Source organism: Bifidobacterium sp. WK041_4_12 (genome assembly GCF_041080795.1).
In the GTDB taxonomy this organism is placed as follows: domain Bacteria; phylum Actinomycetota; class Actinomycetes; order Actinomycetales; family Bifidobacteriaceae; genus Bombiscardovia; species Bombiscardovia aquikefiricola.
In genome coordinates, this window is sequence record NZ_CP129674.1 from 2,214,185 (window position 1) to 2,231,380 (window position 17,196).

The following is a 17,196-nucleotide window of genomic DNA, read 5'->3' on the forward strand; positions in this document are numbered from 1 at the left end:
CGCAAATCACTCCGGCGATAGTACGAGGCAACCACTCATTGTCACGCATGTCATGAATTCAGTGATCCATGACCGACGGTTCCTCCAAGACGCCGGAACAACTCCGGCAGCGGCAAATGATAGAAAGGCGGTGCCCGATGACGCAGAGGATTACATTGGCTTCAACCAACGAAATGCCATCACAAACACCCACGGCTGAACATGCCACGGCAAGCAGCAATGAAAATTACGAAGACTTCCTCTCAGTAGTACCCGAACAGGCAAAGACCAAAAGCCTGTGGGGCCAGTTCTGGGTATGGTTCGGCGCGAACGTTGCCCCCATCAACTGGCTGCTTGGCGCTCTCGGCGTCCAGATGGGTCTGGGCCTATGGGAGACTTTCGCCGTCATCCTTGCCGGCAACGTCATTGGCATGTCCGTTTTCGGCTGCATGGTGCTGCTCGGGCAGCGCACAGGCCTGACCGGCATGCTGCTCGGTCGGCGCGTTTTCGGCCGGTACGGCAACTACATTCCGACGGCTATCCAGGCGATCGTAGTCATCGGCTGGTGTGCCATCAACACTTGGGTGGTGCTGGACTTGATCACCGCACTGCTCATGAAAATCGGCCTGGTTGACTCCATCGAAGGCCATTTCGTGCTCAAGGCTTGCATCGGCGCCGTGGTCATGATCATTCAGGTCATCGTGTCTCTCTTCGGATATAAGGCGATATCGACGTTCGAAAAGTGGACTGTGCCGCCCACCGTCGCCATTCTTCTGGCCATGACCATCGCCGCATGGGGCTTCATGGGCATCGATTGGAATTATGCGGGCAACCTCACCGGCACCGGTACCGACAAGATCGCCGCCATCTCTTCCATCATGACCGCCATCGGCATTGGCTGGGGCTTCACCTGGCTTACCTACGCCTGCGATTATTCACGCTTTGTCAGCCGTTCCGTTCCCCGCCGCAAACTGTTCGGCGCCAGCGCACTCGGACAGCTCATCCCCGTGGTGTGGCTTGGCCTGCTTGGCGCGACGCTCGCCACGAAATCCGGCAGCATTGACCCCGGCCAGCTTATTGTCGACAACTTCGGCGCGCTTGCCATTCCCGTACTGCTGCTGGTCGTGCATGGCCCGATTGCGACGAATATCCTGAACATCTACAGCTTCACGCTGTCGGTGCAATGCCTGGATCTCAAGATCAACCGTCGTGCCATCAATATCGCGGTCGGATTCTTCGCGTGGCTTGGCGTGTGCCTGTTCCTCAGCCTGTCCGACATGGGCAACACCCTTGACAGCTGGCTGTCCAGCGTCGCCGGATGGACATCGGTCTGGGGCGGCATCATGTTCGTTCACTTCTATGTCATCGAACGCCATCGTGACGACTTCTCCTCGGTTCTCGACGAACCCGGCAGCGACGGCATCCCCGTGGTTCGCTGGCAGGCCATGGTCGCGTTCGTTCTCGGCCTGCTCATGACCTGGATGTTCAGCTATGGCGGACTTCCCATCTTCCAGGGTCCGATTTCCGCCGCTATCGGAGGCATCGACCTGTCATGGCTCGCGGGAATCGTCACCTCGGGCGGCGTGTACTATCTGCTCGCCCGCGCCACCAATCTGCGGGAACGCAACGCGTCCCTCGCCTGACCGCTCCAGGCGGCGCGCCTTCGGCAAGTCAACCGGGGCGCGCCGCCTCATTGTCGTCCCATGCTGTCATCCCTCATTGTCATCCCTAATTTTGTCATCGCATGATTTGTTGAAAGAAGCATCATGATTATCCATAACGTGCATGTCGAAAACTCTCCCGAAACGTCAGACGTCAAGATCACGGACGGAGTCATCACCGCCATCGGAGCATCGCTGCAACCAACCGGGGATGACGAGGTGATTGATGCCCGAGGCGGGCTGCTGATCCCACCATTCGTAGACCCTCACGTGCACCTCGATGCGGCACTCACCGCGGGCGACCCGGAATGGAATGAGACCGGAACGCTCTTCGACGGTATCCGCATCTGGTCGGAGCGCAAGAAGACCTTGACCGTCGAGGATGTCAAAGACCGCGCGAGACGGACACTGCTGATGATGGCGAAACGTGGAATCCAGTACGTCCGCACCCATGTGGATGTGACCGACCCGAGTCTCACCGCGTTGCACGCACTGCTTGAGCTTCGCGACGAAATCGAACCGTATGTGACACTGCAGATCGTCGCATTCCCGCAAGAGGGAATTCTCTCGTTCCCGCACGGCAAAGACCTCATGCGCGAAGCCGTCGAAGAAGGAGCCGACGTCGTAGGCGGCATTCCACACTTCGAGTTCACGGCCGATTATGGCGCGCAATCGCTACGATTCCTGATGGATCTCGCCGAACGTAACGACCGTTTGGTCGATGTGCATTGCGATGAAATTGACGACCCGGCATCGCGCAACCTCGAAACGCTCGCCACGCTCGCCTACGAGAGCGGCATGGGCGACCGGGTGACCGCAAGCCACACCACGGCGATGGGATCGTACAATGACGCGTACACCTACAAGCTGTTCCGTTTGCTGGGAATGTCACGCATCAACTTCGTTTCCAACCCGCTGGTCAACATGCATCTGGGCGGGCGCTTCGATACGTATCCGAAGCGTCGCGGCTTGACTCGCGTAAAAGAGCTTTCCGAAGCGGGAATCAACGTCGCATTCGGCGAAGACGATATCCAGGATCCGTGGAGTCCGCTGGGAGCCGGCAACATGTTCGATGTGGTTCGCATGGGGTTGTATGCGGCGCAGCTCATGGGGTACGGACAGATCATGGATTCTTTCCGATATGTGACGTACAACGGCGCCAGCACGCTGCATCTGGCACCCGCTGATTACGGCATCGCCGTCGGGAAGCCGGCGAACTGCATCGTGCTGAATGCCCCAGACTTCTACCATGCGCTCAACGAGAACGTCGAGGTGCTCTACAGCATCCGACACGGTCGCGTCATTGCGCGGACGATGCCGCATGAAACGCATCTTTTCAATCCGGAACATCACTGATGATGCCGTCGTCATCGCTTTTGCCGGCCCGCGCTGGGTGATTACTCGGCGCGGGCCGGCCGTTGTGTGAGCCGGGACTCGCATTGCCATCTGCAGGCAGAGCAATACGGCGGATTTCAGCCGACCGGCCCCCATTGTGTGAACGAATCCTCACACGACGACGCCCGCAACCTGCCAGGCACCAGCTCGAGACCATGGAACCGATCATTGTGTGAGCCAGAACTCACACAATCACCCTCTGACGCAGTAACACAGCAGATCACGGCCAGCCAGACAGTCATTGTGTGAGCCAATCCTCACACAATGACGCCCAACACCACTCGCTGGAAGGAATCGGAGCACGCCAACCGGCATCGTGCGAGCCAATCCTCACAAAGTCACGGCTCGAGCCTCTCAAAAGTGGCTGGCACAACAGCGACGCCTCTAGCCGCCCAGCATCCGCCCAATCACGTATGTCTGGCCATACGCGGGACGGCGGACCTGCCAATCGAGCTGGAGTATCAGCTGACATCTGACACCTTGCGCATCCCTTGATATACGTAACCAGCCAATTGCCGGACATCCCCGCCGCATCGACCCACATCCATCAACTTACGTATGCCCACACATACGCACGATGACAGACCCACCGTCCGGGCTGAGACATCTCCCGGCATCTGTCACCTCGCGTATGTCCACGCACACTCACAACGACAAACCCACCGCACGAACCGAGGGTTAAATGACAAAATGTGTGTTTTATTTTGCCACTTATCCCTACTGCCGTAAGGCGTGTCGCGGGGTGATTTTGGGTCCGGGGCATTATCGAGGTCCCCGCTTGACTTTTCCGGAAAACGTGCTCCTGCTGTGCTTGACGGATGGGCAGAAGAAAATCATCCAAAGCGAGACTGTGCACGATATGCGGCGAGCCGATGCGCAAGAACGGGACGACATCGTCGGGCAGGCAGCGGTGGCGGTGCATGCGCTGCCGCGCGAGCAGCGCGGGCGACGGCGGCAACGCGCGGGGAAGCGCCGAATTCCGCGCGTTCCTAGTCTGGGTGACCGGCCGGATGACGCTTGCGCAGGCCGCCGCGATGCTCGGGGTGTCGCCGCGCACGTTCATCCGTCGCATCCAATGGTGCGACACCGGAAGCCGCGCGGCATACACCCGGCTGTTCTCCAGGCTGCCCGCCCCGCGCGCGCTCGTCACCGACGGGGGCGCCGGATGCGCCGCGGCCGCCGCCGACACGTGGAAAGACACAAGAATCCAACGGTGCCTCGTGCACGTGCTGGGCAACACGCGCACGGACCTCACCTGCAGGCCACGCACCGACGCGGGCAAAGACCTGCTCAGGCTCGCCGGGAAACTCGTGAAGGTCCGCGACGCCGACGCCGCCGCGGCCTGGCTCAACCTGCTCAACGACTGGCACACCCACTACGCCGACATCATCGGCCAACGCACCACTGCACGCGACGACCCCGGCAACCCCAAAGCCCGCGCCGGACGCACATGGTGGTGGACCCACGCCCGGTTGAGACGCGCCTATTACCGGTTCATCCGCCTGCAACGTGACGGTACGCTGTTCGCGTTCTGCGAGCCCGCCTCCGCAGGCAGCGTCCCGTCCACCACCAACCGTCCCGAGGGCGGTGTCAACGCCGACATCAAGCGCGTCCTCGACGCCCACCGCGGCCTGACGGAGGAACACATGAAACGCGTATGCGAATGGGTATTGTACATGAAGACGCACAACCCCGACCCCGGGTCGTTCATCACCGCCGCACACGACGAAACCACCGAGCCGCCCACCACGAGCACCGGCCTGCCCGCCGGCAGCATACAAGATGCCGCACCCGGCGTTGACGCCTACGAATCAGGATTCGACATCAGGAAAGGCTGGGCAGGCAAGACCCGATGACGCCAGATAACGTCCGGTTTTTTGCGCAAATTGGTGGGTGCTTTTTGAGGTGGTGGAGCATGGCTTGTCACCTGTGTACGATTTCAGTCGCCAGACCATTAACCGCTCTAGAAAAGCAGGCGACAGAACCATGCCCGATACAATCATACAAGTCAACCAAGCCATGTTCGAGACCCAATTGGATCGCATGGTCACCCAGAAGGTCACCGAGATCCGTGGGCCGGATGCTGGACGCTTCAGGCAGACGAGATCACCGGTGCCGCACGCTACGAGCGCTCCGGTTCCAGGAAGGCGTACCGTGCCGGCCATTACGAACGGGACCTGACACTCAAAGGCCGGGAAAATGGCGGTGAGGGTGCCCAAGCTCAAGGGGGCGGTTTTCGAGTCGGCGGTCATCGAACGCTACCGTCGCCGCGAGGAGTCGGTCGAGGAGGCGCTCATCGACATGTATCTGGCGGGTGTCTCCACCCGTCGGGTCGACGACATCAGCCAGGCCCTGTGGGGTGAAAGGATGCCGTCCCAGACCCTGTCGGACAAGCTCAAGAAGGTCTACGAGGACATCGACGCCTGGCGGCAGCGCCCGCTGACGCAGTCCTACCCGTACGTGTTCATGGACGGGGTCTGGCATAAACGCTCATGGGGCGGCGCCGTGGAGAACGTCAGTGTGCTCGTGGCGATCGGCATCGGTATGGATGGGCATCGGGAGGTGATCGGGGTGGCCGAGGGCATGGAGGAAGACACGCAATCTTGGCGCTCCTTCGTCTCCTCGCTCATCTCGCGCGGGCTTACCAGCGTGCGCATGGTGACCGGCGACCGGTGCGCCGGACTCGTCTCAGCCATCGGTGAGCTGCTGCCGGAGGCCCGTTACCAGCGGTGCATGGTCCACTTCATGCGCAACGTGCTGGCCAGGGTCAGTCCGCGTCACACCCGATGGGCCGGCGACGCGCTCAAAGCGATCTTCGCGATGGAGTCGCGCGAGGCGGCGCTGGCCAAGGCCGAGACGGTGGCCACCGAAATGGAAGCGAGGAAGCTCAAGGAGGCCGCCAGGTGTCTGCGGGAGGGCATCGGCGAGACCACCACCTACCTGCTGGCCGACTACCCCAGAGAGCACCGCCGGCGCCTCCGCACGAACAACATGATCGAACGACTCAACCGGGAGATCCGCCGCAGGACCCGCGTGGTGGGTGCGTTCCCGGATGGCAGATCGGCGTTGATGCTCATCAGCGCGAGAATCAGATACGTCACCGGCAACGACTGGTCCACCCGACGCTACCTGGACATGTCCCGGCTGGGCGACACCATACAGGAAGCGAACTGAACACCGTCACAACGACGAACCAAAACCAAAGTGCGCAAACAACCGGGCACTACCGGATTCGCCGCTCAAGCGAATCGATCTGTGCTCTCATTGCTTCTTGCAGTTCCTTGCAGGCGACCGGACTGTCGCTATCCAGGCAGCCGCTTATCTTCCATAATTGTTCGCTTGGTATTCCTGCTGCCAGCAGGCAATGCAACCGCTTGGCCCGAGGAATCTGCCCGGAATCATATTCTCGGTAGCCATTCGCTGTTTTCATCACAGGAAGCAGGTCCTTGTCGCTGTAATAGCGAACCTGCCTGGTGGTCAGACCAGCCTCACGTGCGAAACGACCAATACGCATCCAACGCCTCCGACTTGACTTTCACACTAGTGTCAAGGTTTAGCATACCGAGGTGTCTGACATTCAGGCCGATCAATCAAGAAGGACCTCATCATATGAAACGACTCAATCCACTCACCTTCGTTGTGCAGTTTCTGATCGGAACGGACACCTTCCTCGTGGCGCCCTTGCTTCCCCTGCTGACCGAACGCTTCGGGAACCCCGGCAACCGTGCTGGGTGAATGATATCCGCCTACGCCATCGGCTACTGCGTCACGGCTCTCTTTTCCGGCCCAATGTCCGATCGATTCGACCGCAAGCACGTACTCTGCATCGGCATGCTCGGATTCTCACTCGCCACCACCGCCTGTGGAATCGCATGGTCATTCCCCTCCATGATCGCATTGCGATTTCTTGCGGGGGTGATGGCAGCCATCGGTTCGCCGCAAGTCTGGGCGGCGATTCCACAGCTCGTGCCGAAGAACTATGTGGTCAAGGCAATGGCAGCCCCGACTCTTGGCCTGACCGTGGCGCAAATCGCAGGAGTTCCCATCGGCAGCTTTCTCGCAACACGGTCAACATCAGATCCCTTCTACGCAGTCGGAACGGTGTCATTATTGGCAACCATCGCCCTGAGCATATGGTTCCCGAGCGTCAAGCCAACAGGAGAGCACAGTCATCTGTCACAGCAATATATGACCTTGCTTCATACACGGCATGCGCTTCCCCGCTTCGCGGCATACCTGGTATTCCAAACGGGCAACTTCGCCGTCATGTCATTCATCGCCACATGGCTCTCCAAGGACTTCCAACTGAACACGCAAGGCATCGGCATGGTCATGATCGCACTCGGCGCAGGCAACACGTTGGGCGCACTCATCGGACCGCGAATCGTGGGCCACATCGGACAATGGCCCGTGCTCTTCCTCTCCATGGGTGGATACGTGATTGCATACCTGCTGCTTCCCCTAGGTACGGTCCTGGCCATTCCGGTCATGACACTCACTTGCACCTACTTCATCGGAGGCGTGCTGTTCCCCGTATTCATGAACCTCCTGCAGTCGCTGATCACGACGGCACGGGGAACCGTGTCCGCACTGGCGAACGTGCTCATGTACCTCGGCTCAACCATAGCCGGCATCATCGGAGGACCACTCCTCTCGACGCTGCCAGGATTCTGGTCAATCAGCATCCTCGCAACCATCACCACCATCGGATCAGCCCTGCTATGGAAACACAGCACACAGTAATCTACACAACGCTGAAACACTCACACAACCAGCCTAAAAACATCCGGTTCCGCGCAACGCCCACCCAGGAATACGCTCACGCCACAAATCATCAACGTAGTACGGCAGCGCACCACCCTAACCAGTGGTGCGGTAAATTGCGTTCAATACTTTATCGGTCTATGCAAGATTCCTCGCTCACCAGCGTATGACCAAACACAGATCGTCAATAGGCTGATGAGGAAAGCAAGGATTATAACCGCGCTTTTTGTTGATTTGATGGCGTCTGCTTACTGAGATGAATCCAATCTGAAGGCAAAGCCGGAGGGGTTTGCAGGTTTTGACTCAGCAGGTTATCCACGACGAATAGCATTCCCCGACCCAGTCCATAGAATTTGCCTAGCAGAATCATCCCGGTGGGCACGAATGAGGAATCGATGAAGACGTTACCTACGGTAATGAACATGCTAGTAGCGCTGGATGAAGTGCTGAATGAGTACTTGTAAGAAGCACTGATTCTATTGGCAGGATGAACGACCACACCACGGCGATCGCATAGCCAGCGAAGGCTCGATGCCGATAAAAACCCTTACAACATGGCAGCAGTGGCGAAAAAAGATGACCCGTGATGCACCTATCCCGCCGCCGCAGAGAATTTCACTCACTGGAACAATCCTTTGGCCCTGAATAGTTACACCAGGGTAACCGGTATATAACGCATCCTCCACAGTGGATGGTTGCCGGGTCAGGGAAACAAATTCGATCGCCGTACCACCGCGACCTGTAGGTAGACGCACAACACCCAACTATGCACAGACAACCGAACCCAGCAAGGCCTCAATGTGGTTGCCGTGCCGTGTCGACCTTCTGTCCACGGCACTGTCCATGGTTTCATGTGATTACTTGGGGACGACACGCAGTCATTGCAGGCCCTTTGCAAGAGGGATCGTTTCGACTGCTTCTCGGGTGAGCGGACACTTGCCGATCTCCTTTGCGTCGAGGTGAATGAAACCCTACGACACCTAGTCGTCAACGGTACCGCGAATCTTGATCGTCTCATCAGAAGAGCAGTCGACATAATATTGGGAAGATAGTCCCGCAGGCATACTCCCACAGCCCGTAGCTCGCATGGCCGTGGGCACTTGCCCAAGAATGTATCCGCTCGCTCCTCCGTGCAGAACATTCCATTGGAACAGCGTCCTTGCAGCGTCAGTGGAGTAGAGTTCAGGCAGTTCATTCTCGACGATGGCTCGCATCATATCGGATGGATCACTATAGACACTATTTTTCATAGTGATCGCGTCGCTCGTCGATTCGATCACGGCGGCAGGGGCATGGGGAATCATGGTCCTCCCCTGGTCGCTAAGATCCCACCATAGGCTGGAGCTTTCTACGGTGAAAGAGTTTTCGGCAGGAAGACAGATCCGTGGTGCTTGCCGTGATCGTCATGCGTTTCTGCCTGCGGCATCCACACCAGCGCGGACTGAACATAGCTAACTTAGCGGTTTTGCCTAACCCTTTCGCCTTCAGATGAGCAGACGACACCACCGGATTGTTCAACATTGTCGCGCATCGGGATGAACCGCTCCGATCTCGCCCATTTGCTATGGATAGTCCACACAACCAGACCTCCATCGCTACAGGGACAAGCATAAGGACACGCACGACTTTTACCGCATGGGCTTTATGGCTCTTTACCCATGAGCGCGAGAAAATGACACACGCCGCGGTGCTCCCACAGCAGTGGTCAAGAAAAATCCAGGCCGAACGACGGCACCCCAAGTGGTCATACGCAATCCTGGTTCCGCACCGATACCGGTATCGGAAATCGGTAGTGTCCGTGATAGAAGCCTTCCCACGTTCGCTGAAACGCAACACCCTCTGGTATGGACGGGCGTATCACATACGTTCCAGCAACCCACAACGGATATAGGATCAGACCGACGATGAGCAACGACCAACGTGAGCCCATGATCATTGCGGCAGCAAACCAGAGCAGCACATCGCATGTCCGGCAGGGTAGACAATGCCCAGTTAATCGTATTGCATCATCCACCTTTCCCGGAAGGACAAATGCTGCAGCAATCGCGCCAGGTACGGTGTTTTCCTGCGTTTTCCGCCATGGACGATCATGGTTATTCATGCGATTGCGCAAGGGCATCATAGATGGGTTTCCCGCCTAAAATGTCAAAGGTGAGATAGGAGATCAGCGTGACGAACCCCAACGGCATCAGAAGGTCGTAAGAAGTCATCTCGGTAACGAGGATGATGGACGTGATCGGTGCCTTGCTGACTGCTCCGAACAATCCGCTCATTCCCAGAATGAGCATGAGTGTGATGATCCCGCTGCCATCTGTACCCGCAGATGTGAACGGTGCTGTGGTAAGAAGCGATCCCCATGCGGCTCCGGCCAATGCCCCAAGTGTCAGGATTGGAAGGAATATTCCCCCCGGGCTACCCGAGCCGTATGTTATTTGCGACAAGACGAAACGGATGAGAAGAAAAGCCGTAAGCAACCCAAACGTATAGTGATGGTTGCCGATGAGGGTTACCAGTGCGTTTCCTCCGCCCAAGAGCTGGGGGGCGGAAATCCCAATCAGTGCCGTGAGCAGCATCGGCAGCAGTGAACGCAGCCCGCGTGGAATCCTCATCAGGGTGAATAGCGAGTGGGATCGTAAAAGGGTGATCTCATATACCCAGGCGATCAATCCCAGGAGCACCGCCAATACCGCCATCTGCCAGTACTGACCAAAATGCGGGGTTTCGACACGTGGAAGAATGAACACCGGTGCCGTCCCGAAGAGCATTGTGGAGACCGCGTTCGCGCTTAGCGCCGCGGTGAACGCGGCGATGCCTATGCGGACATTGAATTTGCCGTAGACTTCTTCCGTCACGAAGAGGACCGCTGCTATTGGCGCGTTGAATGCTGCCGAGAGTCCCGCCGCGGCACCTGCGGCGACGAGTTCCCTTTTGTATGTTTTGGTGGTCATAGTGCTGCCGGACAATCCCATGCCGACGCATGCCCCCATCTGTATGCACGGGCCTTCACGTCCCGCGAACAGCCCAGAGCCTATGTACAGGACGCCGCCGATGAACTTCTTCCACAAAACGCTCCACCAGGGGAAACTCGGAGATGACTGCTTGCGTAGCCTGCTCTCTATATCTGGAATACCGGAACCTTGGATGAGAGGTTGTGAAACGACCAGCTTGCCGATGATGAGGGAAGCCGCCAGCAACCCGAGTATCAAAGGGATGAGCAGCATGACGTGCGCCGGTAGAACCACACTGTAGAAGCGGGTCGCCAGCCGGAGTGAATGCTCCAGTATCCAACGGAACGAACTGACTACAATACCGGAGAGCAAGCCAACGAGAACGGACCAGCCAGCCAGACGGGGAGAAACCGTATGCCGCGACAGACTCTTCAATGTTCTCCACCGGTTATGAACCCCGCCAGCAGCCTTCATCCCATTTCGACCCATCCAAGCACCATATGTGCAACATTCGACATCCGCTTCGTCAGACATGCGGTACCGATACACGTGCCACAGGCGCTGCTGCCCCGCGTTCTTCTCTCAGATGATGAGTGAAGTCAGATACACGACGTACAGGATGACCAGCCCCATCCCCTCGATACGCGAGATGCTGTGTTTTTTGGTGTTGTAAACGAAATAACTGAAGATAGCGACAATCGCGACCATGACGGGAAAGTGTGTAGTGAAGATATCACGTGCGATACCAACGCCACCTGGGTTGAAAGTCGCGGAGTATCCAAGGACCAGGGTCATATTCAGTATGTTCGCTCCCAGAACGTTGCCGACGGCGAGATCGCCACGGCCTTTTCTGGCAGCATTGATCGTCGTCACGAGTTCAGGAAGACTTGTCCCCAAGGCGATGATTGTTGAGGCGATGAGCACTTCGGAGAGCCCAGCCCTTGCGGCAAGGGTCGATGCGCTGGACACGACGGCATCGGAACCAAACGCCAGCAGGGCCGCGAAAACGATGATCACGCATACGTTCACCGCGATCAAGCATATGTTCTTACTGCGGCCATCATCGTCGGCGACCGCTCCATCCTCGCTTGTGGAACTGTGGGACGTCTTGAGTCGCGATGAACCCTTGAACATCATGAAGAGGTATACAGGCACAACCGCCAGCAGCAGTATCCCGGCCCACTGTGGCAGCAAACCCCCTACGGAGAAGCTTGATATACCGTTATCAAGCAGGCACAGACCGATCAGCAGAATCATGACGATGGTGAATATCCGTAGTTTCGATGCGGTTTCCCGCAGAACGGGTATCGAACCGAACAAAGCACCTGCGCCTAGAACGAGGGTGGTATTCGTAATGACCGAACCGGTGGCGTTGCCGACGGCCAGATCCGAGGATCCCTGAGCGACAGCCACGATTGAGGTTGCCAGTTCGGGCAAAGTCGTGCCCAAGGATATGACGGTCGCACCGACGACTATTCTTGGAATGCCCAACTCTGCTGACACGATGACGGCCCCGTCGATCAACTTGTCGGCGCTGAACACGACCAAGGCCAATGCCAGCAGCAGAACAACCACGACGAGGAAACTTGACTGGCTGGAGATAAAATTGTCTATCAAAGGAGACCCTTCTTCGGTGCACGGCACCGTTCTCCGCGCCCTCGGAGAATGATTTCCTTGAAGCTTATGAAAGCCCAACCTCTACAACATGATGAACGTCAACATTCCACCACAGGGATTCGACACCATCACAAAACACCAAAAACGACCCCATCACTTCTTTGCTGCAGTTTAAGCCGGGTGGTTTTACTGCTCAGCTTATTCGGCGACGGGTGCCGTCTGGAGCTGGCCCACGGGGTTCCAACTCCGACTTACGCCAGCCTTTCCCGGTCGTGTATCATACAGACTGGTGATGCGCTGGTTGTCATCATACGGTGGAGAGGGTGTCTGGCTCCTGGATGGTATCTTAGACGATGAATCAGTGATGGCAGGCGTCTCGTCAGTTGCCCGCTGGTGACGGACCGGAGAGGCTCATCGTCTTTTTTGCGTCGTTTATTATATTCCTTGCAATCCGTGGACCCCTCGACCTCCTTCCGTTGGGACCAGCGAAGTGATGGTTTCTCCACCATGTTCTGCACCGCCAGTGTCGACACCAAATTTTATTATGCGAGCCCACCAACGGCAGGAGGCTGCGGACGTTTTCTCGAAAATGGTCTAGGCCACCGCCCCTTGTTTCCCCCTGCTCCATATGCCACCATTTCATCTCAGAGATTGTTTGGCACGTTGACGGTTGCTCCGGTGTAAGCACTCGTCGGCGTTTTCATGATCTGTCCGCAGATCAATTATTCCCAGTGTTCTGGGTAGATAACTTCAGCCTTCATACGGTCATAGAACCCTCTGCGGCTGAGTCCCTGTCGGGGAACAGCCCTTCTCGCTCCTGGATGATGACATGCTTGATGCAAGGCTGATCCACGGGGACCTCCGGTAAGGGTAGCCGTGACCCGAGTACACGCCGCGACCATTATTGCCGGACAAAGATGCGATGACTTGCACAAGCATGGCATTGGCCAATTGGGCGTTCCGATGCAGACCAGTGGTGCAGTGACGATCTTCTCTGATACGCGCAGGTCCAAAGCGCGGTGATAGCGACGACACCCATAACGCAAGGAAGCATCCTTGAACAGCACGCTCACACGCAGGACATCCGAAGTCTGACACGAGCATGATGATAGTGATAGCCACTCAAGGGAGCCATCAGTCTGATGGCCAGACAATGTAGTGAAAACATCAGACGCAGCCGGTCGATCGACTCCGCTACATATTCGAGCGAGTCGTAGGGGCGTCTTGACTCCCTCATTAGGCCATCGTCTCCCATTGATGCTTTCGACCAGCACGCTGCCATATGGGCGCCTAGAGCATTAACCGATGACGTCAGTACCAGCCGACCGCACCTTTTGCCAGTGTCGGAGGTCGGCGTGCTGACTGCCTTATTGGTGAATCGATCCTTTCGACATCTACTTCCGTAGGCTTTACCGCACTCTGCGTTGTAGGGACCCACCGAGAGAACATATCGATCATGGCCGAGACATTGCGTCATGCAGGGTGGATACGTGCATATGACGGATCCGTGACCCACGCCATGTTCGGAGCGTTCGCAAGCGTACACGCGGCGACGCACGTCAACCAATGACAGCGCATCTTCTTTCTTGTCGCGACGATAACACGTCCACGCACCAAGCCGCGCATGCATTCAAAACGCATGAGACATGACATCCCAGTATGGTTCGCATGCGCATCAGCCTCGGCACCGCCAACAGCATCGTCACGTTCGGGGAACGTTGCATCCTCCCATGAGCATTGACACGCTCGCGCAGCTCACACGCATCACCTCAACCACCCGAGCTCTTCTAAGCGTGCATGATGACGTGGTACCACGGTTGAACGCTTGATTGGTCGACAACCGTTGTGCACCGTTCCGCACAGGACACGACAGACTGGATCGGCCGCCAAAATCTCAAGCAAGTATAGGGCCGATGAGCACACTACCGCGTGTTGCGAGTCCTCGCCTCCCTCGAAGAGGCTCGATATCCCCTTCACAATCTCGTTCCCCTCCACCAGATGGCAAACCTCATGTTCCATTTCTCTGATCCGCTACAACTCAAGCTGAGCAACCGGTCTTCTCCTCTGACGTCTGCGGATGCACAGCCACTGGTACGCCTGCAACTTGCCGACCACGCCTCGATCCCAAACGCAGCCTGATGCACGGACTCATATTCGTCCAAATAACCTTGCATCATCTTCATTGGCCGATCCTTCACCTGTTGTGGATAACGGCCCCCCATTTTCCCTCAAAGGAAGAACGGAATCAAAACGATGTCGGTACATGCAGACGCTATTCATATCAGTTGGAGGCATTCCGTAAATCTCCGATTTTGATGGTTATAGACCCCAACAGACACGAGAGTAATGAACCTACGAGCACGGCAAGCCGAGCCAGATCTATGCTGTTCTGGTCATAAAAAGCAAGACTGGATATAAGGAAGGATACCGTGAAGCCGATGCCGCACAGTTGCGCGACTCCGACGATGTCACTGAGATGCGTTCCCCCGCCTATGTTGAAACCGGCGAGTCCGCAGAGTCCGGTCATGATCAAGACCCCTAATGGTTTGCCAATGACCAGTCCGACGACAATGCCAAGGAACAGCGGTCTCTTTAACGTGCTGCCTCCCACATCACCTAGAGGTATTCCCATGGCGAAGAACGCAAAAATGGGCAACGCGATCAGAGCTGACAAGGGTGATAGTAAATCTCGGTAGCGTCCCGCTCTGGCGGTGGTCTCTTCGTGCAGGGGTTTGGCTGGTACGAGTAATCCGATTGCCACACCAGAGAGTGTGGGATGAATCCCGGCGCTGAGCATAGCGTACCACGATCCGACTGCTATGAATATCAAGAGTATCGAGCTGCTAGCTCGCATGCGGGAAGCAACAAACCAAATTCCCAAACAAGCACATAGGATCAGCAGCGGAAGAATCGATGAGGGGTGTGAATAGACGAAGGCAATGAGAATTATTCCAATGACGTCATCAACTGTGGCGAGGGTGAGAAGAAACGCTTTGAGCCTAGGTAGAGTCCGTGAAGAAACCATTGAAAGAATGGTCAGCGAGAAAGCTATGTCAGTCGCTGTGGGAATTGCCCACCCACCCATCGTGGATGGAGACGACAAGTTTATTAACATGAACATGATTACAGGAAGCACCACTCCACCTATGGCCCCAAAGATCGGAGCTACGGCATTACGTGGATTCTTCAAGAATCCTGTCGCCATTTCTTGGCGAAGATCAAGGCCAATAATGAAGAAGAATAGGGTGAGTAAACCTTCTTGGCTCCACTCGGAAACAGTCATATCAAGATGGGGAAGGGGTAACCTTATGCGAAATTCTGCGATAGCCAGGTAGGCAGCTGAAGTGCCTGGAAAATTCACAGCTCCAAATCCGAGAAACCCAAACACCACCATGACAAGCCCAGCCTGCTTATCATTGCGCACAAATCTAGAAAGCAATGATGTTCCGTTAGCCGATATCATAGAAGAACCTCACATAACCTCGCTACTTTCACATGGCCACATCCAGTAGAAAATCCTTTCATCCGGGAACGACTTTCTTAAACCGGGAAGCGCTAGCTGGGACGAGATCACCGAATGAACCTAATCATTACGATCGTCTTCTGATAGACGGCCTTGCTAAAGGCTATATAAATCCTCTAGCCTAGGAACACGGTCCGTCCCAGCACAAAGCCTGGCGGCGAGATCTTGAAAGCACAAGAGGAAGACAAAGCCAACTATGGTCCAGCAAATTCTGCTTGTTGTTTAAACCATGATCGATCGCCGAGGCGATTGCATGATTGCCGATCAGACCATGGAACTCCTCTGACAGCCGAGGGGCGCGCGGTGGGGACACGCCGATGGCGTCTACGTCCCGCCCCATGTCCATACGTCACTCATGGGGATGTTGCCGCAGAGAACTTCGTCCTGTTTGAATGCAACCGTCGTGCATCTGATCCGCATCCACCGATGGTCTGGCTCAGCGTGATATTCGCAGTGATTGACACCGTACTCCGTGTTCCCTCTAACTTTCGTGCTACCCCCCTGCGAGTGGCTGGCCACTCTAACGAGAAGATCGGAGTGCCACAACAGGAGAAACACCAACCACAAAGGTTATTGGGCATGTGAAAGAGATCGTCGAAACCGCCAGCTACCAGCGCCTAAACCTCAATCCAAGTATTCTTGTAGGAACACGCGATATGCGTAGGTGCGCTTTATCCGCATGCGGGTCTTTCTCGTTGCGAGTGTATCTGGAGGTCCTCATTACTGTTCCTTGCCGTCCGTCCAGCGGTCGGCGAAGCAGAAACGCGAATTCGTTCAATACAAGTTCCCATCTTGCGGCACATCGCAACCTACTTTGCCTGTAGATTCTAGCGACCGCATGTTCCGGGTAGCGGTAGGCTGCCTTTCACCCAAGGAATCGCCCGCGAGCCTGTATGAATCGGCGGAAAGGATATCGATCATGCTGGTAGGGCAGATGACCCGGTAGATCCCCACCTCATAGTCGAGAACGGGATGATCCGTTAACACACACGTTCCGCCCGAGTCTTTGATTACGGGATGCTTGCTTACCCAGTGTTCGAGCATCATGCCACGCGCACACTCGGCAGGGACAGGAATGACGGCCGTATAAAGATGGGTTCATGTCACAGCGAAGCGCGTGTGGGCGCTGATCTTTCCCGTGCTCAGTCCTTCATATACAGGGAGAACGCCACCTTGTCCACAAGACCCCACCCTCCCCTCATAAAGAGGTGTCTATCTGATTAAGCGCGTCCAGATACGGTATCGGCAGTAACCGCTTTACCGCACGGTGGATTTCACGAATCTCGCCACAAAGCGCCGGCGTCGCCCT

Annotated in this window: 11 protein-coding genes and 1 pseudogene; 7 read left to right on the plus strand and 5 right to left on the minus strand. The window is 56.6% G+C overall.

The window, feature by feature from the left end:
• The first annotated feature begins 137 nt into the window (after positions 1-137).
• The 5 genes and pseudogenes from QN215_RS09400 (at position 138) to QN215_RS09420 (ending at position 6,209) form a co-directional block, all read left to right on the plus strand.
• Positions 138-1,622, plus strand: coding sequence for a cytosine permease (locus QN215_RS09400; RefSeq protein WP_369344034.1), 1,485 nt, complete (start codon positions 138-140; stop codon positions 1,620-1,622).
• A gap of 123 nt (positions 1,623-1,745) precedes the next feature.
• A complete protein-coding gene (gene codA / locus QN215_RS09405; RefSeq protein WP_369344035.1) occupies positions 1,746-2,996 on the plus strand; it encodes a cytosine deaminase in 1,251 nt (416 codons plus the stop codon).
• A 303-nt stretch (positions 2,997-3,299) separates the two neighbouring features.
• Positions 3,300-3,530 (plus strand): hypothetical protein, encoded by a 231-nt coding sequence (locus tag QN215_RS09410; protein WP_369344036.1) that lies wholly within the window; start codon positions 3,300-3,302, stop codon positions 3,528-3,530.
• A gap of 377 nt (positions 3,531-3,907) precedes the next feature.
• Positions 3,908-4,891, plus strand: a complete 984-nt coding sequence (locus QN215_RS09415) for a transposase (RefSeq protein ID WP_369344037.1) — start codon at positions 3,908-3,910, stop codon at positions 4,889-4,891.
• Positions 4,892-5,021: 130 nt separating this feature from the next.
• A pseudogene (locus QN215_RS09420) lies at positions 5,022-6,209 on the plus strand (IS256 family transposase).
• 49 nt (positions 6,210-6,258) lie between these two features.
• On the opposite strand, the gene QN215_RS09425 reads toward QN215_RS09420, so the two are convergent.
• On the minus strand, positions 6,259-6,549 hold the full coding sequence (locus tag QN215_RS09425) for a MerR family transcriptional regulator (protein WP_051921410.1): 291 nt from the start codon (positions 6,547-6,549) through the stop codon (positions 6,259-6,261).
• Positions 6,550-6,644: 95 nt separating this feature from the next.
• On the opposite strand from QN215_RS09425, the gene QN215_RS09430 reads away from it, so the two are divergent.
• Positions 6,645-6,770 carry a hypothetical protein gene (locus QN215_RS09430; RefSeq protein WP_369344038.1) on the plus strand — a complete coding sequence of 42 codons (126 nt, stop codon included), beginning with the start codon at positions 6,645-6,647 and terminating at the stop codon, positions 6,768-6,770.
• Positions 6,771-7,778: an MFS transporter gene (locus QN215_RS09435; protein WP_369344039.1), complete on the plus strand. Its 1,008-nt coding sequence runs from the start codon at positions 6,771-6,773 to the stop codon at positions 7,776-7,778.
• Between the two features lie 1,001 nt (positions 7,779-8,779).
• Here QN215_RS09435 and QN215_RS09440 read toward each other — a convergent pair.
• The 4 genes from QN215_RS09440 to QN215_RS09455 all read right to left on the minus strand — a co-directional run bounded on the left by QN215_RS09440 (position 8,780) and on the right by QN215_RS09455 (position 15,827).
• Positions 8,780-9,103 (minus strand): hypothetical protein, encoded by a 324-nt coding sequence (locus QN215_RS09440; protein ID WP_369344040.1) that lies wholly within the window; start codon positions 9,101-9,103, stop codon positions 8,780-8,782.
• Between the two features lie 789 nt (positions 9,104-9,892).
• Entirely contained in the window at positions 9,893-11,236 is a 1,344-nt protein-coding gene (locus QN215_RS09445) for a ClC family H(+)/Cl(-) exchange transporter (protein WP_369344041.1), read from the minus strand.
• A 93-nt stretch (positions 11,237-11,329) separates the two neighbouring features.
• Complete coding sequence (locus tag QN215_RS09450) at positions 11,330-12,364, minus strand: calcium/sodium antiporter (protein ID WP_369344042.1); 1,035 nt, start codon at positions 12,362-12,364, stop codon at positions 11,330-11,332.
• Positions 12,365-14,645: 2,281 nt separating this feature from the next.
• Complete coding sequence (locus QN215_RS09455; RefSeq protein ID WP_273204387.1) at positions 14,646-15,827, minus strand: Na+/H+ antiporter NhaA; 1,182 nt, start codon at positions 15,825-15,827, stop codon at positions 14,646-14,648.
• Between the last annotated feature and the right edge of the window lie 1,369 nt (positions 15,828-17,196).

Bases quoted from the DNA above. Each gene is read 5' to 3' on its own strand.
- QN215_RS09400 (WP_369344034.1), top strand. From the start codon at position 138: ATGACGCAGAGGATTACATTGGCTTCAACCAACGAAATGCCATCACAA.
- codA (WP_369344035.1), top strand. From the start codon at position 1,746: ATGATTATCCATAACGTGCATGTCGAAAACTCTCCCGAAACGTCAGAC.
- QN215_RS09410 (WP_369344036.1), top strand. From the start codon at position 3,300: ATGACGCCCAACACCACTCGCTGGAAGGAATCGGAGCACGCCAACCGG.
- QN215_RS09415 (WP_369344037.1), top strand. From the start codon at position 3,908: ATGCGCAAGAACGGGACGACATCGTCGGGCAGGCAGCGGTGGCGGTGC.
- QN215_RS09425 (WP_051921410.1), bottom strand. From the start codon at position 6,549: ATGCGTATTGGTCGTTTCGCACGTGAGGCTGGTCTGACCACCAGGCAG.
- QN215_RS09430 (WP_369344038.1), top strand. From the start codon at position 6,645: ATGAAACGACTCAATCCACTCACCTTCGTTGTGCAGTTTCTGATCGGA.
- QN215_RS09435 (WP_369344039.1), top strand. From the start codon at position 6,771: ATGATATCCGCCTACGCCATCGGCTACTGCGTCACGGCTCTCTTTTCC.
- QN215_RS09440 (WP_369344040.1), bottom strand. From the start codon at position 9,103: ATGATTCCCCATGCCCCTGCCGCCGTGATCGAATCGACGAGCGACGCG.
- QN215_RS09445 (WP_369344041.1), bottom strand. From the start codon at position 11,236: ATGGGTCGAAATGGGATGAAGGCTGCTGGCGGGGTTCATAACCGGTGG.
- QN215_RS09455 (WP_273204387.1), bottom strand. From the start codon at position 15,827: ATGATATCGGCTAACGGAACATCATTGCTTTCTAGATTTGTGCGCAAT.